This is a genomic window from Bacteroidetes bacterium endosymbiont of Geopemphigus sp., from assembly GCF_002904345.1.
GTDB lineage: Bacteria > Bacteroidota > Bacteroidia > Flavobacteriales > Blattabacteriaceae > GSPS2-BC2016.
Genome location: NZ_PEIH01000005.1, coordinates 454162 through 477667, shown reverse-complemented (window position 1 = coordinate 477667; position 23506 = coordinate 454162). Strand labels below are relative to the sequence as shown.

The window sequence follows — 23506 nt, the reverse complement described above, 5'->3', positions numbered from 1 at the left end:
TGGTTTATTTTTTGACTCTCATGGTCATCACCAAAAGAAAAACAAAGTATCGTCGCTATACAAGCTAGTAAAATCTTTCTCATAAACATTATTTAAGTTAAGGTTTCTCTTCTTACATCTATTCTATTTAATTGTTATTTAATTAATTAAATTAAAAATACTGTAGAGATTCTTGAGGAAGAATAATAAAAACTTACCAAAAACTGTTAAAAAACAACCTAAAGACTATGCATTACCGAGATTCTTTAACAAATCGTTATATAATAATAGTTCAATATGACGAACTTATACTTTTAGCCATAATAAAATCTCACAAAAAGAAAAAACCAATCCCATAAAGGATTGGCAAGCAAAAAAATAACTTTAAGAGAACGTATGAATCCTCTTATGGTTCAAGAAGTTTTAACTTTCGATTGTTGCTAAATCATAGGAGGTTTTTCATCGTTATCTTTAGCTTTTTTTGTCGGTTCATGCCTTTAGAAGGCATGAACAATTTTATTTTATCATCCGGACTAACGGTAAAGTGAATCGGGGTGTTTTTAAGATTATTTATGGTGTTCACATTAGCTCTCTTCTTGATAAGTAAATATTATAGTTTTTGTATTGCCATTTGAAGCCACATAATGAATCCGGGTTTCTCCATCTGGAATTTCCTTACCCTTCCACCTTTTCATATACAGATGTCAAATAGTATCATTCAAACTGATTATATCGTCTACCACGATATAATCAGAAAAAAGCGTTTCAATAAAGGATAAGTTGAGCCGTCAGGTTTTTTCGCAGATAGTGATCAAGATAGCGGCAAAAAAGGTCTAGTTATTCTTGAGCAAAGCAAAGCGCCTTCAGAGAGGGATTAAGCAAAAGGCGTGAGGCGGAATAGAAAGCTTTTATATAAGCTATACGAAGCGTGAAAGGCTTATTACATATCTTTTTCCTTTCTTTTTCCTTATAAGCCGCTTGATTTTAAAAAGGCTCACATTTAAGGAAAGACTCGTGGTAAAGCAGAGCGATACCGCTTACCACGAGAGAACGTAAGCTTAGCTTTTGTAAGCTCTCTCTCGAGCTGCCGCCCCGGAGACTTCAGGTTAACACATAGCTCCCAAACTTTATATAAACTTTCAATCGAGCAAGATCAGCGCCGAGATAAAGGGAAAGATCTTAAAGCTTACGGCAAGCGATAATAAGCGAGCGTGTAAGGATAAGGTACATTGAAAAGGTGAATGGCAAAAGATAAGCTTATCTATAAGTACAAGCTTGTTAAAGCGCCGTATATCACAAACGTATATGTTTTTGTCCGTTTGTTTCTAGAGGAGGCGGAAGCTTAAATCGGGGTTTTGAGCTTTTAAAAGGACTTGAAGGGGTATTGATTTGTAAGAGCTTTATCAATAAAAAATCCTTTCTTTTTAAGAAAGGACAAATAACAAAGAATTAACTATGAAAATCAGGACTTTGGTTTACATCTTGTAACTTGTCAATCAAAATTCTAAACCTGTAGATACTTTGGTATATCTAGGGATAGATATTACAATTGGAAGAGAGCTTATGAAGAAGAAGGAGAAACCGCTTTGATCACAAACCCTGTCCTGAAAATATAAAGCTCAGAATAGCGCCTGATATTGAAGAAAAGATTATTTTTATGTAAAAACTATCATCTAAGGAATCTCCGTATCTCATGGTATTTTAAATACCATGAGATACGGAGGGTTTTGGTATGTATTGAAATGCAATGATCTGAACCGACTACCTCAAAACCAACGCAAAACATCCATTAAGTCATTTAAATGATACGAAAAGCAGGTGCCCAGACATCGCAATTCAGATTGATGTTAAATTTTTCTCTTTCACAGATAAAGAAGGTAAAGCGCTTAAACATTATCAGTACACGGGAATAGATGATACCAGCAGAGGCTCTGGCTCTTAAAATTTATTCAAAATATAACCAGAAATGTGCCATAGATTTTCTCGACTATGTTATCGAGAGATTTTCTTTCAGGATACATACGGTGCAGACTGATAACGAACATGAATTTCAAGCTCAGTTTTATTGGCGTTGTGAAGATCTCGGTATAAGGCATATTTATATCAATAAAGTTATTTCTCATCTCAATGGAAAAGTCGAGCGTTCGCATTTAATCGACCAGTAAGAATTTTGCTATATTCTCGAATATACCGATGATATAGATATTGAGAAATTTAGGGAATGGGAAATATTTTACAATTCTCAGCGACCTAACGGGGATTTAAGGGAAAAGGATTCCTTACGAGGTGCTTAGAAAACTTCTTCCAAAGGGCCTTCCTAATAAGATTTCCTATCAATAAATAGGTCAAATATTTATCTTTATTCTAAGTAAATATAGATTCTGATACGAACATTATAACATTATTTAAGATTTCCAAATCTTAATGTAGCTTTGACTGTTATCGATAAAAACATTTCTCAAATTGGTGTTCATATCGGCTATTCCTCATGCTTTAAAACGAACATTGAGTTTATTTCCTTTTTTTTAAATATATAATTTGACTAATGTGAGCATCTGTTTTTGAACTACCAGAGGATAATTTGAATCCTCTTAATACATTGTAATTATTATAATATACTTGTGAAACGGTTATTTACGCTGATTCAGGTGCCAAATACTCCTCTAGTTCCGTCAAAAGCGCTTCCGGGAGGATGATTACCTAATCTGATAATATATTCAATTTTATAAGAACCCTCTTCAGGAGTGGTAAAAGTACTATCGCTATAAACACCTTTATTGGAGTCTGAGGCTACACCTAATTTAAGAATGTTGCTTTGGATACTGGATTTTACTGTATTTATCTTTCCAGCCCTCTTCATCTTTATTATGACATGGCATTCCTTGATCTGATAATTCCAATAAAGGATCAAAAAACCGTATTCAAACCTTTCTTCCAAACATGTCCAGCTCCTTCTATCATGTCTCTCCAAGCAGATTTTTCTTTATTTCATCGTATCATCGCTTCTTTTCTTTGCGCGTTAGTATTTTCCTTCTATTGCCTATTTTAATATGTTCGCTAACATCGAGCTTACTCTCGGGTTTTTTTCCCACACCTATCTCAGCCTGCAAGGATTCCGAAGCGATGGGAATATCTAAAAAATTTTTTAGTTTCATATTATTATTTATAATATGTAACATACATATATTATTATTTAATATACATTCATATTTTTATACTTTATATCGAAGTTTTAGATCAATCAGATATGGACAAGGACAAATGTGGTGTTTGCTCTTCGGGAGATTTCAAGAGTTTTTAGAGGTGACTTCTGTATCCTCTTTATGCCCCAAGAGCGCCTTATGAGAGAAAAAATAAAGAATGTGTCCTCAATAGAGCGTTTTGTTGGACCTAACTGGGGCATAAAGTCATTTTTGGATTGTGAAAACACAAAATATGACGCGCAAACCAATCTTGAGTCTCATAATTGGCGCATACTGAAACTTCAGAAAAAGGTTTATATCTAAAATATATACTTAACTTGTTTGAAGAGGTAAAAAAAAGGAAAAGGAAATAGCAATTGCAGGCAATTTGTAGACTACATCTATAGATTTTAATTTTTAATATGATGTAAATGAATTTATTATAATTATTGTATTTCTTCTGTTTTCTAAGAGGTTTTAGGAAGGTTTTTCGAGCAAATAAAAATTATAAGCAGACCAAAAATCAGTTGATCGCCGACCATTCGAATAGTATTATAACCTTCATTGTAAGATAATTTAACGAAAGTAGAGAGGACATCGTAATTGGCTACGCTGGTTAGAGCAGAGAAAATATCTTTTTTATAATCAGAACAAATCTGATCTTTAAAAGAGAACGCAACTTAATAAAACAATTGTCATAAATTATGTAAGTTTGTCGACTTATAACTTGGGACGAGTTCCCTTAAATAGATAACCTATGCCTGCAAGGATTCGTCTTCAAAGACACGGAAAAAAAGCTAAACCTTTTTATCATATTGTCGTTTCTGATGCGCGCGCGCCGCGAGATGGAAAATTCATTGAAAAATTGGGCACTTACAATCCTTTAAGCCATCCACCTCTTGTTGAGGTGGATATTGAAAATGCTGTTTTTTGGTTGCAAAAAGGTGCTCAGCCTACCGATACGGTCCGATCTATACTCTCTCATACGGGCGTTCTTTATAAAAAACATCTTTTAGAAGGGGTTAGTAAAGGTGCTTTTGATCAGAATGAAGCAGAAAAACGCTTTCAGTTATGGCTTGAAGAAAAAGCATCTAAGATGCAAGGTAAAAAAGAAGCTCTGATTCAGAGAGCCAAAGAGGAAAAAGTTAAAAAAAATCAGGCAGAAGCCCAAATGCGCGAAGCGCGTGCTCAGAAAAATAAACCTGAAAAAGAGGAGGTGATAGCTCAGGAGCTAAATGAAGCCGAAAGTTCAGAGATAGTAATAGCTACACAAGCTGATGAAGAAAAGATTGCCCAATAACTGAGAGATTTTATTAGAAAATGCCTGAAGTTTTTTTTGGAAAAATCCTTCGCCGGCATGGTTTAAAAAGGTATTGGTTGGTTCAGTTACATACTATAAAGCTAGTTGAATGTTCTGACATTGGGTTTTTATTTGTAGATATTCACGGACTTAACGTGCCTTTTTTTATAGAGGATTTTAGGATGTTTTCCAGTGACCGCTTATTGATTAGATTTTCTGAAAGTGTAGCTCAGCAAGAAGATCTAACACACCATTCCTTGTATGCATCTCTTACAAATCTCTCTTATGCCTTTGAGAATCGCTTTGATGACCGCGGCCTCATAGGTTTTCATGTGGAAGATACTCACAAAGGGCCTATCGGAACTCTTGTGGATATTGACGAGCAATCTTCTCAAAAACGCTTTGATATCAGATTTAAAGGCAGGCAGGTGTGGGTACCCATAGTAAAAGAATTTATTGTAGAGCTCAACAGAGAAAAACGTTTATTATTGCTCGACTGTCCGGAAGGCTTATTAGATCTTTATATTTGAGAAGGCCATGCTTCTGTCAGAATATTGGGGTCTGCATCTTTTACTGAAAATCCTTTGATCTGCTCGCGCCTGAGAGCTGTCAGATATGCGCCGCTTTGTAGGTTTTTGCCAAGATCATGAGCCAGCGATCTGATATAAGTTCCTTTTCCGCAGTGCACGCTAAAATCAACGTAGGGCATATCTATAAAGATTATATCGAGTTGAAAAATCTCTACTTCTCTGGACTGTACCTCTACTTTGATCCCTTTTCGTGCCAGTTTATAAAGGCGTTTACCTCCCTGTTGAATGGCTGAAAAAGATGGTGGACACTGCTGTATTTTTCCTTTAAATTTTTTAGCAGTTTCGTAAATATCCTTATCGGAGATATGATCAATGGGGAATCTCTGATTTTCTGGCATCTCAGTATCGTAGCAGGGAGTGGTTGCTCCTAGCTTTAATCTTCCACTATATATTTTGGAATACTTTTGTAAGTTGTCGATTTCTTTTGTGGCCTTGCCCGTACAGATGATCAGAAGTCCACTGGCCTTTGGGTCCAGTGTCCCGGCATGTCCCACTTTAATTTTTTTCAGGTTAAAATACTTGCAGATTTTCCATCGGATTTTTTTTACCACTTCAAATGACGTCCACTCCAGAGGTTTGTCTACAAGCAGAATTTGTCCCTCTGTAAAAACACATGATTTTTCAGAGTACATTTAAAGGGTGTATAAAATAATGAATGAAAAGAAGGGTACATCCCAGAATGATACGATAATAGCCAAAGAGCTTAAAGTCATTTTTTCCCAGATAGGTCACAAAAGAACTTATAGCTAACATTCCTACTAAAAAGGCGATAATATTTCCTGATAAAAGAATTTGAAGCTCTCTCGCTGTGATTTTTGATTCCAGGATAGTAAACATATTTGAAAATTTAAAGGAACTCGAGGAATTCTTAAGAGATAGAAAATAATCTTTCAAATAATAATCGAAAAGCTTTTTACCCGTAGCCCCAAACACCGTAGGAACGCCTAAGAAAAATGAAAATTCAGCAGCAGATTTTCTACTAAGTTTTTGCGTTATTCCTCCTACTATAGTAGCGCCGCCGCTACGAGATACTCCCGGAATCATAGCTAAGCACTGGAATAAGCCTATGATGAAAGCATTTATGTAAGTTGGAGTTTTTGATTTCCCGGTTTTTTTAAACCATTCATCTACCCTTATAAGTATAATTCCACCAGTTACCAGGGCAACGGCTACAGTAAGAATGCTCTCTAGCATAGCATCTATTTGCTTGCTCAACGGTAGCCCGCCGAGCACTACCGCCGGTAAAAAAGCTAGCAGAAGTTTACTGTAAAAGCCTTTCCCACTCTTAAATCGTTTTTTATATACTATGAGTACGGAAAAAATGGCACCAAACTGAATGAAAACGTTAAAAAGTTTGGTGAATTCTTTTGAAGCGATTCCCATGATGGAAGAAGCGATAATCATATGACCTGTTGAAGAAACTGGTACGAATTCGGTAAACCCTTCAATAAGAGCTAAAATAAAAGAATCTAAGTAACTCATACTTTTTCATTATCCGCTTCATTATCCGCTTCGCCGGCTGATAAAATTCCAAAAATCTGAACTATAAAACCTGTGATTATAAAAATTGGGGCTAGTCTTATGCGACGAAAACTAAAAATATCTTCATTGAAATAATTTTTATCGTAAATACCCTTTGGATTTGTATTGGCGTCAGCCCCGCTCATCAGTATAAATCCTAAACCAATCAACAATAAGCCGATGAGCATTAAACGATAATTTTTTCTATCAAAAATAAACATCTTATTAACTTTTTTAAGAAGAGTTCTTTTTTTCATACGTGATAAAGCTGGTGTATTTTAAGGTTTAAAAATTTTCGAACTGAAAAATAAGTGCTTATTAGAGAATATAAAATGCCTATTTCAACAAAAGAGCAGCCAACACACCTGATATATAAGGATTTTATTGATAAGGAGTTTTACATGATGAACTTTAGTTCAGAAAAGGGCTGTAAAAGAATCCTCTTTTAGCGCCTACTAACTGCACGGTCTTGATAGTAAAACGCTTTGAATGAAAATTCAATCGTACGGAATTGTTAATCAGCACTATACAAATGATAAAAAATAAAAGAGTTAAACACATAATCCACAAACTCCAGCGTTCGATATTATCGTGAATCTTTCGCAGGAGATCTTTCGGGTATTTTATTCCATCTATCTACCAGTGTATTTTTTTCCAGCGTTTTAATAAATTGGCATTTAGATTTTCAGGTTGAACATAGCCTGAGGTGATGGTTAATTTTATCGAAGCGGGAAATATACGCGCTTCAAATCTTCATAGGCGATATTCAATTCCTTCTTAGTGGTTTCTATGGCTTGATTTTTATCTATATACCTCAGTTTTTTCACATAGCTTAAGAACTCAATTGAATCGACAAAGCTCTTGGTTTATTCATATCTGAAATACTTTCTTTGAGAAAGAGTTCAACAGGCAATTATTCTTTCATATAATGACCTAAAGAGAAGGCGTTCATGAGCAAAACTCCCAGAACCTTTATCATAAAGAGTACCAGTGTAATACTTAGCATTACATATACATAGGAAGAACTTGATGTGTTTTTTGCCGACTTATTTCTTCTCTTCACCCTTCTGAAAGTTTTGTTTTAGGCATCGATATGAGCATAAATCGCGTTTTTTTCGATGAATTCCCTGCGAGGAGGTACATCATCTCCCATAAGCATCGAGAAAATTCGATCAGCCTCAGTGGCATTTTCTATAGTGATCTGTCTTAGCGTTCGATTTTGAGGATTCATCGTTGTATCCCATAACTGCTCAGCGTTCATCTCTCCCAAACCCTTATAGCGTTGTACATTCACTCCCTTGCTTCCGCCAAATTCCTCGATGATTTGCTCGCGCTCTTTATCATGCCAAGCATAGGTATATTTGCTTCCTTTCTTCACTAGATAAAGTGGCGGAGTGGCGATATAGATATGTCCGTTTTCTATAAGATTTTTCATATACCTAAAAAAGAAAGTCAGTATAAGTGTAGATATATGACTGCCATCTATATCAGCATCAGTCATAATAATGATCTTGTGGTAGCGAAGTTTTTCAGTGTTTAAGGCCTTGCTGTCTTCTTCAGTTCCTATGGAAACTCCCAAAGCTGCAAATATGTTCCTGATTTCTTCACTTTCAAATACCTTGTACTGCATGGCTTTCTCTACATTGAGTATTTTACCTCGCAAAGGCAATATAGCCTGAAATTCCCGGTCGCGCCCTTGCTTGGCAGTGCCGCCTGCCGAATCACCCTCGACCATATAAATTTCGCAAGCTCCTGGATCGCTCGAGGAGCAGTCCGCTAATTTTCCCGGAAGACCGCCGCCGCCCATTGGACTTTTTCTTTGTACCATCTCGCGGGCTTTTTTTGCCGCTTGTCTCGCCCTTGCCGCCAGGAGTACTTTTTCAACGATTTTCTTCGCCTCGGCTGGATGTTCTTCTAGATAAGCGCTAAGCATTTCTCCCACAATTCGGTCTACGACGCCGCTTGCCTCATTATTACCTAGTTTAGTCTTTGTCTGCCCTTCGAATTGTGGCTCCATAACCTTTACCGAAATCACCGCTGTAAGACCTTCGCGAAAATCATCGCCTGTAATCTCTACTTTTTCTTTAGCCAAAAGCCCTGATTCATCAGCATATTTCTTTAGTGTGCGCGTAAGGGCTCTGCGAAATCCAGCTAGATGTGTGCCACCTTCCTGGGTATTGATATTATTGACATAAGAGTGAAGGTTTTCGTTGAATGAAGTATTGTAACGCATAGCTACTTCAACAGGTATGTTTTCCCTCTCACCCTCTATAGAGATGACCTCTTGAATCAGGGGCTCTCGAGAGCCTTCAATAAAAAGAATGAATTCTTTCAACCCCCCTTCGGAAAAAAAGGTTTCTCTTCGAGTTTGACCCTTTTTATCAGCTGTTCTTTCATCACTTAAAAAGATTGAAAGGCCTTTATTAAGGAAAGCCAGCTCACGTAAGCGTGCGGCCAGTGTATCGTAGTTGTATTCAGTAATTTTAAATATCGTATCGTCGGCACGGAAATGTATTTCCGTGCCGCGCTGGTTTGTTTGGCCTATAACTTGCACCTCATCCATCGCTTTTCCAGTGGCGTATGTTTGAGAGTATATTTTTCCATCTCTGTAGACTTTAGCTCTCAGATGACTTGAAAGAGCATTCACACAAGAAACCCCTACCCCGTGAAGGCCTCCGGAGACTTTGTAAGAGTCTTTGTCAAATTTTCCTCCGGCGCCTATTTTGGTCATGACCACCTCAAGGGCTGATTTACCTTCCTTTTTATGGATATCAATAGGGATACCACGTCCATTATCAAGAACACTAATGGAATTGTCCACATGAATAGTTACCCATACCTTATCACAATAGCCCGCCAAGGCTTCGTCTATAGAATTATCTACTACCTCGTAAACCAGATGATGCAGCCCTCGCGGACCTACATCGCCGATATACATCGAAGGTCTCAAGCGTACATGTTCGATACCTTCTAAAGACTGAATACTATCGGCATTATAATTATTGGCAGTTGTTTTATTCATAAAATGGGGTTCCTGTATGTCCAGATTACAAATCTAACGATTTTTTATCCTATGATTTTTTTGAATTTTTTTAAGGTTATAAAAGTATAAAAACTCAATAAAATTTTCACATGCCCCTCATAATTTAAAAACCTTGTAACTGATAATTTTTATGGCAATAGTAGCTATTGTGTGGCACAATTATTACACTTTAATAAAAGCAGACTAGAATGGATTTCTCTTACGGGAGATTTCAATACTAAGATGAAGAACCGTTTGTGCTATTAATAAGCTTTTAAAGAAAAATGTAAAAACCTCATATTTAGTCCATCTCTATTATACCTTAGTCACTAATTCTGAGTAACATTAGATAAAGTTTATGGCTTATGAGCTTTTGTATTATTTATGTTTTTTTATTAAATCCCTGATTTTATAAGATCTTTTAAGGAGTTCTCCAGAGCTTCGATGGTTTTATTTTTATCCAATTTATTAGCTCTATGAAGCTTGGTATACCTACGATTCGGTCCATTTTAATGCAGTAAAAACACATGAAGGCTACTACATCTAAAACCACCCTTTTCGTAACTATTGATTTTAAGTTAATGTATATCTCTCTATAGTCCGTTTAGTTACAAGTTAGTAAATTACATAGAAAAGGGGTTTGGAAATTTTATAGGAAAGTATCTTTAAAAAGATTTAATAATAATATTTACATAATGATTGTAATAGACCAATCCAATCTCCCGCATTCGGTGTGGTGGCTCAAATTTGTTTACTTTTTCTTTTTGGTTATCGTTAGGGTTAATAAATAGAGTTCAGGTAGTATCGTTGTTCCTAGATTTAAATCTATCATTTGTTTCAAGGCTTCGATGCTTCCTAATTGATACTTTATCTTTAAATCAGAAGTATCCTTGGTCCGTAACTCACATAAGTTTACGATTTTGTTTCGAAGATAGTGGCTTTCTTATTTAGATTTATGTCTTCCGGAACGATGAATTTTTTCTTAACCGTAGATTTATTTAGTGCGCCATAGTGGAAAAATTCTTCATAAAAGAGCGTGTTTTCATCCAAATCCTTGTCCAATAAAGGTATTGCCAATATCGCGCATCATCTATATGACTTTCTTTTAATTTCTTTTTTCTGTAGTAAACTCATTAATAATTAGCTTCACCTTCTTGTAAGTGTCCGTAAAATCTCTTATGAACAAGTATAACAAATATGGTGCTAATGAAGGTACAATTCCAATTCTAAGGTCTCCTTTTATAGGGTGTTTGCTTCCGTCGAATATAATAATGTTTGACTCTTTCTCCAATTTTTTAATCATTCCACTTAAAGTTACCTATTTGGTAAACAGACTTCAGACACCTTTAAGAAATGTCGGCGCTTGTCCAACGCTACGATGCATTTCATTTGTTGTATGATAGACTTTGTTTATATTATAATAGTTATTATCAATTTATATCTATTAAAATATGAATATACATTTTCCGAAAATTTTAATAACAGCTTTATTGTAAAAAAATATTATTGGTGGTTTGATTATTTCTTCAATAACCTTATCTGCACAACAAAAGCAGATCAAAAGAAACACCAGTGCGGTAGGTTGTTGATAATCGAAACTCAAAAACTATTGGCCAAAATGGATAAGTTTTATTGGAAGATATTCATCTGATCGAAGATCTGGCTTCCTTTGATAGGGAACGTATTTCCGAAAGAGTGATTCACGCCAGAGATACAGGCGCTTATAGAAAATTTGCATCTTTTGCCGATGTGAGCAGATATACCAAGGCATCCTTATTTCAAAAAGTCAAAACGACGCCTGTATTTATGCGTTTTTCTACCGTAGTGCATGGTGTTGGTTCTCCTGAGACATCAAGGGATCCGAGAGGTCTTGCCACTAAATTTTCACCGATCAGGAAAATTATGATCTTGTTGGCAATGACATGCCAGTATTCTTCATCCGCGATGCGATAAAATTTCCTAATATGGTGGATGCTTTTAATCCATCGCCCATCAATAACAAACAAGACCCCAAAACAGGGTTTTCGATTTTTTCAATAATATTACGGAAGGGGCACATATGCTTACTCGCGTTTATTCTAATTATAGCATACCTGCAAATTACAGACAGATGGACGGCTCTAGTATCCATACTTTCAAGTGGATCAATTACACAGGTAAGGTAGTTTACGTAAAATATACCTGGAAATCATTACAGGGAGTAAAAATTTTACTGCGGCAGAGGTCAGCGAAATGCAGGACAAAGATTTTCAGCATGATACAGTAGATTTATATGATAACATTAGAAAAGGAAACAATCCATCATGGGATCTGTATATTCAACTTCTGAAGTCCACTGATTTTTATAAGCTTGATTTTAGTCCCGTAGACACCAATAAAGTATGTCTTGAGGGTATCGTGCCACTGCAATTTCTGGGAAATGACCTTGAATAAAATACCTGATAACTTTTTTCAGGAAGTTGAACAATCTACGTTTTCTCCGGGAACACTGGTTTCGGGAATTGAACCTTCCGAATATAAATTGCTGCAGGGCCGCTTATTCTCGTATTTTGATACGCAACGCTACAGGACAGGTGGGAAACTTTTAGCAACTTCCGGTAAAGTTACCTAAGATAACCGATGCAACGAATAACCAGGATGGCGCTCTTTCCACTTAGTGCAACACAAAATGGTTTCATAGATAGCGCAAATTATAAGTACTCCACATCTGCTTTTACGAAAGCCATTACGGTGCAGCGCAAAATAAGCAAACCGAATGATTTTAAGAAATCCAGCGAGTTCTACCGTCATTGCCTGAGCAAAAAAAGCAGGATTTGATTAACAATTTTTCCGGACAATAAGAATAATAAATAAGGATGAGAAAGAACACAATCAGCACCATTACAGTAATATTGTTAATCTTTTTATTCGATACGGGCCTAGGAAACCATATTTCCTGCAGCGGAATAACAGCTTTAATCTTTTCCGTAACATTTGGAGCTAATGATACAATAAATATGCTGACCGATAAAGGATCAGGTAAGATAATCCGAGATAATTTTAGAAAAACAGCTCTTGACTATGCAGTCACTCAGGGAAATGATGTGGCAATAAAATTTCTAGAATAAGCAGTCATATTGTAACTATTTTAATAGAAAAACTATTTTATAATAGGTAAGAGTTTTTAACCTAAAAAAGGCTATCGATGTTCATTTCGATAGCCTTTTTTGTATCTATCTCCATGCTCTCTCTATGGAGATTGTTTCGCCATGGTAAGCCACCCAATGAAGTGGCGTAGATACATGGTTTAAGAGCTACTGACTTATTTCCTTCCGGAAAAATCTTAGTAACAGGACCATCGTAGTCTTACAAGAATAGCATATAAACGATCCCACGAAAACTATAGTTAAGGTAAGATGTTGTACAATAACTCAAACCTGCACTATAAAGCTTTTGTTATCGATATTTTGTATCTCATCTCGGATCTAAAAATCCGACTTTGAATCAGAGGTTTTTCGTAACTGATATAAGTTTTAAAAAGTTTCTTGTCACTAAACAATGATCTTATAAACAATGATAACTTATTGTTATATAATTTAGAAGCCATTATATGTTGAGAAGGATCTTAAGGACTCTGATTTGAGCCTACACAATTGTTTAAAACTCAGGAGAACAGGTTTCGGATTTATGACGGTGAATTTTTCCTGTAAAATATTTCCAAATGGAAATATTTGTAAATAAATAAAACGCTTCTTCGTAAAGATTTAGAGTTCTTTAAAAAGCCGATCTCCTTTGAAAATATACTCTGTTTTATTGCGTTTAAGCGTATAATTCAGAAAAAATAGCGAAAGTAGCAGAGAGTGTATTTAGCTTTTTATTCAAAAAAATTTGCTGATCTGCGCTGTGCAATCAAAGATCAAGTTTCTAAAAAATCGATGACCTTAAATTTTTATATAATGAGGGATTTAAAAACGTGATTCACAATTTTATATACTTTTTAAGTATTTAATGCAGGTTTTTAAATTCATTTTTATACTTCTTTATAATAAAAATCATCTTTCGAGTGGTTTCAGATGGTTAGATAATTTTAAAAAAATTAACTAATATTTAACTTAAAATCATAACATGGTAGAGGTCTTCAAATTAATATGCCAATATTTCTAATTATTCTCATCTGGTACCTTTTTGGACTCAGACGAAGAGATAAATCTTTAAAAATTATTAACGACTATCCTTTATATGTAGCTCTTCCGGCTTTGCTTTTTAAGGAGATTATTGAAAATTCTTATTTTGAAGAGTTTTCATCGCCAAAAAATATTACGCTTACGATTCCATAGATTCTTCTATAATGAACTATGGCTTCGCCTTACGGAAATACTGGTTATATGGGTTTGCCTATGATATTGATGGTCTTTTCTAAAAATCCCTTGTTCCGGTTTCTATGGCGGCTGTGCTTAGTAATCTTTCGAGTATTTTAATCGCAGTGTTTATTATCAACTTCTCTCAAAGCAGCCGACAGTTTCGCAGAAGACTTTCTGTGATTTATGTAGGACGAGATGTATGGTACCGAAAGTTTTTTAGGCAACCCTCTGTTTTCTTCGAAAATTTTTGGTGTATTAGTTATAAGCTCTTTGCAAATACCTTCGCGTCAAAATCATTGGATATGCCTACCTTGACGGCAAGCTCGTTAGGGCTTTTTACATTAGGGATGAGTCTAACGCTATGGATCGTACGATTTAAAAAAGAAATGTTACCCAGGGTAGCGCTTATTATTTTGATCAAATTTTTTTCATACCCTTTATTTACTGCAATTTGTGTTTATTTTTTTCCTTGGGAGGTTTTCATGATTTTTGGAACATCAGCGCATTGGTTATGGCTATTCAACCCATAGGCGCCGGCGCAATGTCTTTTTCCAATAATTATAAAGTGCTTGAAAAAGAAGTAGATTTAGCTATTGTCACATCACTTTTGATATCAATAGTCGCCCTCCCTTTGATCTTACGAATTTTAATATAAATACCTTTTTATAGTTATCAGTCGGGAGGTAAATACACTACTTTTTTGCTTTCAAAAAATATTTCGTTAAAATAATCTTTCAGTGAGTATTCTATGGCTCTTGGGAAGCCTTTGAGTTCTTCATTAAGATCGCCGCCTTTCAAACATAAAAGGCCATTAGGTAAGACATGTTGTGAGGTTTTAAGAAATTTACCTGACGTCCAGCTTACTAGACGAGGCAACTGTGTAAGCGCTCGTGAGACGATAAAATCAAAACGTTCTTCTAAGTTTTCTATACGCTTGCAAATAATGTGGGTATTTTTTAACTCTAAATTTTTAGCGATATCTGTAATAGCATTGATTTTCTTGGCAATAGAATCGACTAATAAAAAGTGGCTTTCAGGAAAAAAAATCGCTAACGGCAAACCTGGAAATCCGCCTCCTGTTCCCGCGTCCATTATATTGGTGTTAGGTAAAAATGATATTATTTTAGCTAGCCCTAGGGAGTGTAATAAATGTTGTTTGTAGAAGTGTCCAATGGTTTTTCTCGAAATTAAATTGATGCGCGCATTCCAATGTTCATATAAATCTTTCATCTCAGCAAATTGTTCCTTCTGTTGTGAATTAAGATTTGGAAAATATTTTTTTATAATTTGCATATATGTTTATATAAAGCCTAAAAGTAGGGGCGAATTTACTAGATTTGCTCTTCATTTAAACAAAGAATCATGCAAAGGATTTCTCGCCGTCTTCAAAATATGAGCTATTCGCAAACCTTAGCCATGTCTGCAAAAGCTAGAGAGCTTAGCAGTCAAGGCCATGATGTGATCAGCTTGAGCGTGGGCGAGCCTGATTTTTCACCTCCTAATTTTGTGCTGCAAGCTGCTAAAAAAGCTATAGATAAAGGTCATCACTATTATACGCCTGTGCCTGGTTACCTGGAGCTGCGCGAGGCGGTATGTGAAAAATTCCTTCGAGATAATCAATTGAATTATCAACCCTCTCAAGTGGTCGTCTCCACCGGGGGTAAACAATCGATTATCAATGTTTTCCTGGCGCTTTTAAATCCTGGTGATGAGGTAATCATTCCAGGGCCTTATTGGGTGAGTTATTATGAAATGGCCAATCTTTGCGAAGCTAAGCAAGTGATCCTCCCAACAAGTGTAGAAGCCAATTTCAAAATCTCACCTGAGCAACTTGAGACCGCAATCACTCCTCGTTCTAAAGTTTTTATCTTCAGTTCACCTTGTAATCCTTCCGGTAGTGTTTATACTCGCGAAGAACTTAAAGCGCTTGCGGAGGTTTTTGCCAGACATCCCCAACTAATTATCATATCTGATGAGATCTATGAGCATATTAATTATTCAGGATCTTATACCAGTATTGCCGAATTTCCTGAAGTTTATGAACAAATAGTCACTTTAAATGGCCTTTCCAAGGCATTTGCCATGACGGGCTGGCGTGTAGGCTATATCGGAGCGCCTGAGTGGTTAGCTAAGGCCTGTGATAAGGTGCAAGGACAGACCACTTCAGGAGCCAACGCTATCGCGCAACAGGCCGCTATTAGCGCTTTAAGAGTTGCTCCAGAGCGTATCGGTTATATGATTGAAGCTTTTGAAAAACGGCGTGATCTAGTATTAAAAGAAATTCAAAAGCTACCAGGATTTTATTGTAATATTCCACAGGGAACTTTTTATATTTTTCCAGAGGTTTCAGCCCTTTTTGGAAGAACTTTTTCAGGAGTTAAAATTTCTAATTCCGATGATCTTTCCATGTATTTGCTTGAGAAAGCTCATGTTGCGGTTGTAGGAGGAGCGCCCTTTGGCGATGAAAAAAGCTTGCGCATCTCCTATGCTGTTTCTGAAGAAAAGCTGAATGAGGCATTTTCAAGAATTCATCAGGCGTTGTCATAAGTTAGGTCAGATTTAAAATGATAGCGCTATAAATAACTTTATTATATATATTTCATGGGTTCATAAATATATAGTAAAATCCTCTTAGGGTTTTTGTCGGCTTTTTATATTTATAAAAATACGCTTATAAGGACTATATATTTTCATCTGATCAGGGTAAGTAGGTTCCATTTTATTTACTATAACTACGAATTAAATTATGACCAGTTCTGGAGTTTCTGAATATATGAGCTTATATACTGTTTTCATATCTGTTTAAAATTTTCTGTTTTAGAAAAAACCTCTTCCTGAAACGTACTTCTTTAATTTATAAATAAATTTCATAGCATATATCACTTTCATAGTAAAAAAAAAGAAACTAAATATCATCTTTTTTAAAGATTAAGGGAGAAGTTATTATGAGGCTTTTGATATGAAAAGCAAATGTTTTTTTGCACTATAATATCTAATCTTTGAGTTTATTTTAGAACTATCTTCATCTTATCTGCTACCTGGGGTAGTTCATATCTATAAGTGATCACGATTACTTTCATTTAGAAGATCTATATTATAATAAATACCGTATACCCGGTCTGTATGTCACTTGGAGAATTTGTAAATACAGCGTCTGCTTTTTTTTAAAGAGTAAAAGTCTTATGTTTTAAGTCAATGAATGATCTTTAAAAAAGATTTAATATGAAGTTTTTATAGTTAACAATCTTGTATGTATAAAATTGCACTTACTAGTTAATACTAAATCTCCATATTCTTTAAAGAAATTTTTCTTGATAGTCTGTCACATTAAGGATATAGCACTAATCATTTAAGTTATTTAGAATAAGAGCTATAAAAGAGAAAAAAATGAATTTTTTTTAAATGAGTCACCGGTAAATTTTTTCTCAGAAAGAGGATCTTAGGATAATAAACAAGGAAAAAAATGAAAAAAGTACAATCTAAGAAGGTATTTGCTTGTAGTAAACAATTCCTAAAAGGCTAGAATTTTTAGCCCTTTAAAAATAATTAATGTAAGTAGAGTCATTTTCTACGTTCTTTCAGATCTTACATTTTAAATGGGTTTATATGTGTATTTAAAACTATTCTTTCGTTTGTGAACGAATTCTAATTACTTCTTATTGCTCCCGAGGTATCGTTAGAGAACTATTTAATAACGACAAAGGATCCTATCATAAGAATCCTAAACTTGGGTGGACGACCGGTTTCGAACCGGCGACCTTCAGAACCACAACCTGACGCTCTAACCAACTGAGCTACGCCCACCATAAATTCTTTGCAAAGATAGAAATGTCCAATGAATTTTTAGAATAATTCATCTCTTTTAATGCGAGGATTTTTTACGAAATTTAATCATATCGACAAGAATCTCGAATAAATTTATTTTCCAGGGTATACATCGGTAATTCTTGATTGATGAAATCCTGTATCTTTTCTATATCTTTCTCCGGATAAAGTAAATGTACATTAGCTCCTGCATCCAGGGTAAAATATAATGATATTTTTTGCTCCCTTCTGAGATTCCATACCTTTTCAATAATTTTAAGAGTATCGGGCTTCATCAATACAAAAGAAGGATATGCCGTCATCATCATAGCATGTAAGCTAAGGGCTTCATGTTCTATAAGTGTTCCAAAAGCTTCAACATCTCCATTTTTAAGTATAAAAATAAGCTCTTGAATATTTTTGTAAGCAGCTAAAAAACGCTCTTTTGCGTAGGGATGCTTGTTCATTAGCTTATGTCCGAGAGTACTGGATACTTTTTTGGGAGAAATATCTACCAGTAAGATGAAATTGTTAAAGCGATGAAAAACCTTATGTACCTCATAGGGATAGGGAATAGCATAATGATCATCGCTACCTATAATTTTTTCATGCGCTCCCCAGACTACTAAACCCGAATATATTGATCGACAAGCGCTTCCCGATCCTAATCTTGAAAGAAAAGAAGCTTTTTTTAGTAGAAAATCTTCGCTGAGAGTTATTCCCATATGTGATTCCAACTCACAAATACAAAGCGCCAGCGCGCTCATGGACGAGGCTGACGAGGCAATACCGCTGCTGTGCGGGAAATTATTATGTGTATTTAAAACAAAATCAAAATCTAACAGATAAAGACAATAGGGTAGGATACGTTTAAAAAATTCTCGGATTTTCGGTAAAAAATCCGAGCGTTCTTTCCCGAAAAAAACTACTTTTATTGAAAAATCATCGGTTTTATTCTTTCGAGGGCTACATATCAACTCACTGCAGGTATGACTTTTTGTAAGGGTATAACTTATTGAAGGATTGGCGGGGATTTGTCCGTTTTTTTTACCCCAATATTTAATCAACGCAATATTCGAGGAACCTATGGCCTTAAGCGTATACTCTTGTGAGATGCTAGAAACATTATAACTTTTTGTTATAAAAGCGCTCTTCTTAAAAGATGACATTCGTGGATTGTATTCTCTTGCAAAGAAAGCAAATATCAGATAGAATCTGTAGAGGAATTAATTTAAAAAGAAGCGCTTCTTATGAAATAATATTAATTTTTTAATAAAAAAACGTTAATAAATAGTATTAAAATACTAGATTTGGATAAATGTTGAATTTTTCATTCATAAATTCTAATGTGTTGAATTTTATCCTTTGATTCGAGATGGTGATAAACTTGAGAGAGAGATTAAAAAGATATAAGATATTGCGGAGGAATTATCTCAATATAAATTGCAAACAATAGATAAAGTAAACGTTATATTGATGGTTTCCCCTGATAGTTCAGGGGATCTTCATTTATTTTTTCAGGCTTTTGAGCGTGAAGTCAGTAAATCATTGGTTTACATTGAATTGATGAAAAATATATAGTTTTGAATTTCAGCTAAATACATCCCAATATAGAGGTATATAAGCAGGAGAGACTTTTCAAGGAACCCGAGCGAAATTTACTCATCTGATCATGGATGAGGATAAGGCGATGGAAGAATTAAAGTTTCATTTCAAGAGGTCCTCGATAGTCTGGGATGCTCTGTAAATTAATGATTCAACCGAAAGAACGCAAGCAAGTGCTGAATACTTTGAAAGTATTAAGAAAGAGCTAAAAAATTTTGATGGTACATTTTTTGATTTGATAAATCAAAAGAGGTTATAAAAGATCTTATAAATACATTAGAAACAAAATTTGAGGAAAATTCAGATAAAGAACAGATTAAATCTAAAGTTATGGATATTCGTAATTTTATCGAATCTGTGCAAGCCTTAGAGTTTGATCCAGAGGATATTTTGACTTATAAGACCCTTTCTCAAAAATCTTCAGATATTCGCACGCTTTCTAACATACTTTCTTTAAGCGCAGTACTAAAAAATTCCGGGTAGAATAATCAACCTTGAAAGTTTTTTATAAAAGACATATCGTAATTAATATTACCAAGAGAAAGTAAGGCTGGTATTCCATTATGGATTAGGTAATGTCATCCATATACATGCTCCTGTGAAACCTGGAATTAAACGCGCGATAGCTCGGCGTCAGTATAAAAAGGTTTTTTCAAAGTCGAGAATTCATCGCTTTTTTAATCGTTTTACAAAATTTATCAATTCTTTCATAATGTTTTCCATCAGAACGACCTTTTAATTTTTCCGAGGCTATTGGCTATTTTTCCATCGCCTTTCCAAAATCCCGGGAAGATTGGACCTTACATTCTTTGATAATACCCATAAGCTATTTTCTTAAAACCGACTCGGAGAAAGGGTTTCAGGTAAACTTTCTGATAATCTCTTCCTGTACTGCTTTATTTTACAGATTTCTAGTCGATTCAGCGCACTGAATTGCTCAGTGGATTCTCTGATCTGTTTGAGAAATTTTTGCAGCAGTGCTGTTTCCTGATCTTCCGATAGTTTTTTGGAGCTTCTCTTTTCATCGGTTTTAGCTAAAAATATGACTACTTTTTTTTAAGGACTCTGGAATTTTGTCTTCCAGATTCATTATTTAAAAAATATTTTCAATCTACGTTATCATGTAGGAAGGAATTGTTAGGTCTGATTCTGGGTTGTCCATCTCCATCCTGATCTATTACATAGCGCGATTTTTTTTCCTTGCTGGGTTCGTCCAAATCAATGCCTTGACGTTTATAAGCAGGTATGCTTTGGTTCTCTTGCGTATCCATAGGATTTCTAAACTGATAATTGAAAATTTCAAGCCGTTTTTTTCTCTGACGGATCATCTCTTGCAATTCTTCAGAGTATGCTTCTTTAAGTTCAGCGGAATTTTTTGAAAGGTCCTCGTTAAATTTAAATGGAAGACCTGATTCTTTAGTCTCTGAGATTGAGAAATCAAAATTCTCTTTCTTATCTATGGGATCTTCCAGCTCAAAAATTATCGATTTTTCTTCTTGTTTTTCTTTGTAAATAAATTCTTCAGACTGAAATACATCTTTTATGTTATTATCGGTTGCTTTTCTAAGCTTATTTTGAGAGATATGCTCTTGAGAGACATTTTCAGGAGATAAATCATCTTTACTGGATTTTGAAAATAGATCCGGAGACATGCTATCGGGCTCCCTGGAAGGGAAATGTTGTAAAATCCGACTGGATTTTTCTTTTTCTCGGGGCTTTTTTTCAATAGGTTCTTCTATATCCAGGTTATGGAAAATTTTCTTTTCTTCATGGCTTATTATGCGTTGCATCTCCGTTGGAAAGCCTGTAGCAACTACGGTTACTGAAATACTCTCTTCTAGCTGCTCCTCTTCGCCTATACCCATAATAATGTTTGCCATATGGCCTGCTTCAGCTTGAATATGATCACTGATGACTCCAATCTCATCGATAGTAATCTCGATTTTTCCCGATACGATAAGCAAGAGAACATTTTTTGCACCAGTAATTTTATTATCGTTTAATAATGGAGAGTCCAGTGCTTTTGTAACAGCTTCTTTCGCACGGTTTTCTCCTCCGGAACTTGAAGATCCCATAATAGCTGTTCCACTGTTTTTAAGCACAGTACGCGCATCGCGCAGATCAATATTTTGCTTATAATGATGGGTGATGACCTCAGCAATGCCTTTTGCCGCGGTGGCTAGCACCTCATCGGCTTTGGCAAAACCTGCTTTAAAACCTAAGTTTCCGTATAGCTCTCTGAGCTTATCATTGTTGATAACAATGAGAGAATCTACATTTTTTCGAAGCTTTTCTATACCCTTTTGGGCTTGTTCTAAACGCATCCTCCCCTCGAAATAGAAAGGCATGGTAACGATACCTACTGTAAGTATACCTATCTCCTTAGATATTCCGGCAATAACAGGAGCTGCTCCTGTGCCTGTTCCTCCTCCCATTCCGGCAGTGATGAAGGTCATCTTCGTATTAGTGTCTAAAAGAATTTTAATATCCTCGAGGCTCTCAAGCGCTGCTTTTTCACCAACTTCCGGGTCTGCCCCTGCTCCCAGTCCTTCAGTAATGGAAGCACCTAGCTGAATTCTCACTGGTACCGGATTGTTATTGAGCGCTTGGGCATCTGTATTGCAAATGACAAAGTCAACTCCGGTGATGCCCAGTTGAAACATGTGGTTTACCGCATTGCTTCCTCCACCTCCGACTCCGATTACTTTAATAGAAGCCGATCGATTTTTGGGAAGTTCAAAATGAATATTTTCAGTATGCATAGGATATTTTTTAATGATAGTAGACAATAATTATTCAGAATCATTTAATATCTGACGAAACTTATCAGCCCAGTTTTCCAGAAATGATTTTGATCGTTCTATGGCTTTTTTCTTTAACAGGTTTTCCTCTGAAATTTCTGTAGGTTTTCTTCTTGAAATTTTTCTAGTGCCTTTTAGATTTTCTTCATAGACGGAAACAGATTCCTTCGAATTATTGGTAGTTATTTCTTGATTTTCTTCACTTTTTTCAAAGCCTTTCATCACCAAACCTATAGCGGTGGTGTATTCAGGGTTGTTTAGATTGTGATCTTTTCCATTGGATAGATGCTCGCTGGCATAGCCTATGCGTGTATCTACACCTGTGATGTATTCGGCAAGCTGCCGAAGGTGTTTTAATTTGGAACCTCCTCCGGTAAGTACAAGTCCTCCTATTAAACGTTTTTTCTGATCTTCATGGCCATAGTTTTGGATTTCCATATATACCTGCTCAATAATCTCTTTTACGCGGGCATTGATAATCTGAGAAAGGCGTTTTAGTGAAATTTCCCTGGGTTCTCTCCCTCTAAGACCAGGAATAGAGACAATTTCTGTTTCTTTATTCTCTCCAGGCCATGCTGAGCCGAACTTAACCTTTAATAACTCTGCCTGTCGTTTAATGATGAAACAACCTTCCTTAATGTCCTCGGTGATGATATTTCCTCCAAAAGGAATAACGGCTGTGTGTCTGATAATGTTATCTTTAAAAATGGCGATATCTGTGGTGCCCCCCCCGATATCTACCAAAGCTACACCGGCTTCTTTTTCTTCACGACTTAGTACCGCTTCTGCTGAAGCTAAGGGTTCTAAAGTAATGGCGGATAAATTCAAACCGACTGCTTTTACACATCTTCCGATATTCCGAATGGAAGAGGTTTGCCCAAGTACTACATGAAAATTAGCCTCCAGCCGACTCCCATACATGCCCATGGGTTCTCTGACCTCTGCCTGGCTGTCTACTTTATATTCTTGTGGTAATACATGTATGATTTCTTCCCCCGGTAACATGACGAGTTTATGCACCTGCCCGATGAGCCGTCGTAAGTCCTCTTGCGCGATAACTTCTTCAAAATCTTCGCGAGTAATGTAGTCGCTATGCTCTAAACTTCGTATGTGCTGTCCCGCGATACCTACGATAACTTGATGAATCTTCAAGCCTGAATTGCGCTCTGCCTCTCTCACTGCTTCATTGATGGAATCAATAGTTTGAGTAATATTATTTACCACGCCTCTGTGTACGCCTCTGCTTTTTGCACGGCCCATTCCAAGAATTTCTATTTTTCCGTGCTCGTTTTTTCTTCCGAGCATGGCTACTATCTTTGTAGTTCCTATGTCTAAACCGACAGCTATTTTTTCCACCTCCAT

20 protein-coding genes, 1 tRNA gene and 3 pseudogenes are annotated in these 23506 nt (G+C 35.8%); 12 read left to right on the top strand and 12 right to left on the bottom strand.

Annotation, left to right across the window (positions count from 1 at the left end):
• Positions 1 to 1499: 1499 nt before the first annotated feature.
• Together CS842_RS07885 and CS842_RS03525 are read left to right on the top strand one after the other, a co-directional pair.
• Positions 1500 to 1595 (top strand): annotated as a pseudogene (locus tag CS842_RS07885) (helix-turn-helix domain-containing protein); the annotation flags it as partial.
• Positions 1596 to 1892: 297 nt separating this feature from the next.
• Positions 1893 to 2144, top strand: a complete 252-nt coding sequence (locus CS842_RS03525) for a DDE-type integrase/transposase/recombinase (protein ID WP_103327502.1) — start codon at positions 1893 to 1895, stop codon at positions 2142 to 2144.
• A 479-nt stretch (positions 2145 to 2623) separates the two neighbouring features.
• Here the strand turns inward: CS842_RS03525 and CS842_RS03520 are convergent, their stop codons facing one another.
• Together CS842_RS03520 and CS842_RS03515 are read right to left on the bottom strand one after the other, a co-directional pair.
• On the bottom strand, positions 2624 to 2950 hold the full coding sequence (locus CS842_RS03520) for a hypothetical protein (RefSeq protein ID WP_103327501.1): 327 nt from the start codon (positions 2948 to 2950) through the stop codon (positions 2624 to 2626).
• A gap of 25 nt (positions 2951 to 2975) precedes the next feature.
• On the bottom strand, positions 2976 to 3158 hold the full coding sequence (locus CS842_RS03515; protein WP_103327500.1) for a hypothetical protein: 183 nt from the start codon (positions 3156 to 3158) through the stop codon (positions 2976 to 2978).
• 183 nt (positions 3159 to 3341) lie between these two features.
• Between CS842_RS03515 and CS842_RS06860 the strand changes: the two genes are divergently transcribed.
• The 3 genes from CS842_RS06860 (at position 3342) to CS842_RS03500 (ending at position 4991) form a co-directional block, all read left to right on the top strand.
• Entirely contained in the window at positions 3342 to 3485 is a 144-nt protein-coding gene (locus tag CS842_RS06860) for a hypothetical protein (protein WP_195909859.1), read from the top strand.
• Between the two features lie 433 nt (positions 3486 to 3918).
• Positions 3919 to 4461, top strand: a complete 543-nt coding sequence (locus tag CS842_RS03505; RefSeq protein WP_103327498.1) for a 30S ribosomal protein S16 — start codon at positions 3919 to 3921, stop codon at positions 4459 to 4461.
• A gap of 20 nt (positions 4462 to 4481) precedes the next feature.
• A complete protein-coding gene (locus tag CS842_RS03500) occupies positions 4482 to 4991 on the top strand; it encodes a ribosome maturation factor RimM (protein ID WP_103327497.1) in 510 nt (169 codons plus the stop codon).
• On the opposite strand, the gene truB is transcribed toward CS842_RS03500, so the two are convergent.
• The 4 genes from truB to gyrB form a co-directional block, all read right to left on the bottom strand.
• On the bottom strand, positions 4982 to 5683 hold the full coding sequence (truB, locus tag CS842_RS03495) for a tRNA pseudouridine(55) synthase TruB (protein ID WP_103327496.1): 702 nt from the start codon (positions 5681 to 5683) through the stop codon (positions 4982 to 4984). The two genes, CS842_RS03500 and truB, sit on opposite strands and share 10 nt — an antisense overlap.
• Positions 5673 to 6533, bottom strand: coding sequence for an undecaprenyl-diphosphate phosphatase (locus CS842_RS03490; protein ID WP_103327495.1), 861 nt, complete (start codon positions 6531 to 6533; stop codon positions 5673 to 5675). Before CS842_RS03490 ends, truB begins: the two co-directional genes overlap by 11 nt.
• Entirely contained in the window at positions 6530 to 6829 is a 300-nt protein-coding gene (locus CS842_RS03485; protein ID WP_103327494.1) for a DUF3098 domain-containing protein, read from the bottom strand. The genes CS842_RS03490 and CS842_RS03485 overlap by 4 nt, the downstream gene beginning before the upstream one ends.
• 824 nt (positions 6830 to 7653) lie before the next feature.
• The gene (gyrB, locus tag CS842_RS03480) at positions 7654 to 9594 is read right to left on the bottom strand and encodes a DNA topoisomerase (ATP-hydrolyzing) subunit B (protein WP_103327493.1); all 1941 of its coding nucleotides are present in this window, start codon (positions 9592 to 9594) and stop codon (positions 7654 to 7656) included.
• 1632 nt (positions 9595 to 11226) lie between these two features.
• Between gyrB and CS842_RS07880 the strand changes: the two are divergent.
• The 5 genes and pseudogenes from CS842_RS07880 (at position 11227) to CS842_RS06530 (ending at position 14589) form a co-directional block, all read left to right on the top strand.
• Positions 11227 to 11759 (top strand): annotated as a pseudogene (locus CS842_RS07880) (catalase).
• Positions 11654 to 12205: pseudogene (locus CS842_RS07435) on the top strand (catalase). Before CS842_RS07880 ends, CS842_RS07435 begins: the two co-directional pseudogenes overlap by 106 nt.
• 244 nt (positions 12206 to 12449) lie before the next feature.
• Positions 12450 to 12701, top strand: a complete 252-nt coding sequence (locus tag CS842_RS03460; RefSeq protein WP_103327490.1) for an ankyrin repeat domain-containing protein — start codon at positions 12450 to 12452, stop codon at positions 12699 to 12701.
• A gap of 1020 nt (positions 12702 to 13721) precedes the next feature.
• On the top strand, positions 13722 to 13910 hold the full coding sequence (locus tag CS842_RS03455) for a hypothetical protein (RefSeq protein WP_103327489.1): 189 nt from the start codon (positions 13722 to 13724) through the stop codon (positions 13908 to 13910).
• A gap of 493 nt (positions 13911 to 14403) precedes the next feature.
• Positions 14404 to 14589, top strand: a complete 186-nt coding sequence (locus CS842_RS06530) for a hypothetical protein (protein ID WP_146037444.1) — start codon at positions 14404 to 14406, stop codon at positions 14587 to 14589.
• Positions 14590 to 14606: 17 nt separating this feature from the next.
• On the opposite strand, the gene rsmG is transcribed toward CS842_RS06530, so the two are convergent.
• Positions 14607 to 15227 (bottom strand): 16S rRNA (guanine(527)-N(7))-methyltransferase RsmG, encoded by a 621-nt coding sequence (rsmG, locus tag CS842_RS03445; protein ID WP_103327487.1) that lies wholly within the window; start codon positions 15225 to 15227, stop codon positions 14607 to 14609.
• 69 nt (positions 15228 to 15296) lie between these two features.
• Here rsmG and CS842_RS03440 point away from each other — a divergent pair, with 69 nt between their 5' ends.
• Positions 15297 to 16481 carry a pyridoxal phosphate-dependent aminotransferase gene (locus CS842_RS03440; protein WP_195909858.1) on the top strand — a complete coding sequence of 395 codons (1185 nt, stop codon included), beginning with the start codon at positions 15297 to 15299 and terminating at the stop codon, positions 16479 to 16481.
• A 1183-nt stretch (positions 16482 to 17664) separates the two neighbouring features.
• Here the strand turns inward: CS842_RS03440 and CS842_RS03435 are convergent.
• Positions 17665 to 17738 (bottom strand) — tRNA-His (locus tag CS842_RS03435).
• Positions 17739 to 17821: 83 nt separating this feature from the next.
• The gene (locus CS842_RS03430; RefSeq protein WP_195909857.1) at positions 17822 to 18907 is read right to left on the bottom strand and encodes a diphosphomevalonate decarboxylase; all 1086 of its coding nucleotides are present in this window, start codon (positions 18905 to 18907) and stop codon (positions 17822 to 17824) included.
• A gap of 766 nt (positions 18908 to 19673) precedes the next feature.
• On the opposite strand from CS842_RS03430, the gene CS842_RS06855 reads away from it, so the two are divergent.
• A complete protein-coding gene (locus CS842_RS06855) occupies positions 19674 to 19826 on the top strand; it encodes a hypothetical protein (protein ID WP_195909856.1) in 153 nt (50 codons plus the stop codon).
• A gap of 351 nt (positions 19827 to 20177) precedes the next feature.
• Here CS842_RS06855 and CS842_RS07875 read toward each other — a convergent pair whose 3' ends face one another.
• From CS842_RS07875 to ftsA, 3 genes are all read right to left on the bottom strand, one after another.
• Positions 20178 to 20387, bottom strand: a complete 210-nt coding sequence (locus tag CS842_RS07875) for a GatB/YqeY domain-containing protein (protein ID WP_103328023.1) — start codon at positions 20385 to 20387, stop codon at positions 20178 to 20180.
• Between the two features lie 62 nt (positions 20388 to 20449).
• Positions 20450 to 22105: a cell division protein FtsZ gene (ftsZ, locus tag CS842_RS03420; protein WP_103327485.1), complete on the bottom strand. Its 1656-nt coding sequence runs from the start codon at positions 22103 to 22105 to the stop codon at positions 20450 to 20452.
• 30 nt (positions 22106 to 22135) lie between these two features.
• A complete protein-coding gene (ftsA, locus tag CS842_RS03415) occupies positions 22136 to 23506 on the bottom strand; it encodes a cell division protein FtsA (protein ID WP_103327484.1) in 1371 nt (456 codons plus the stop codon).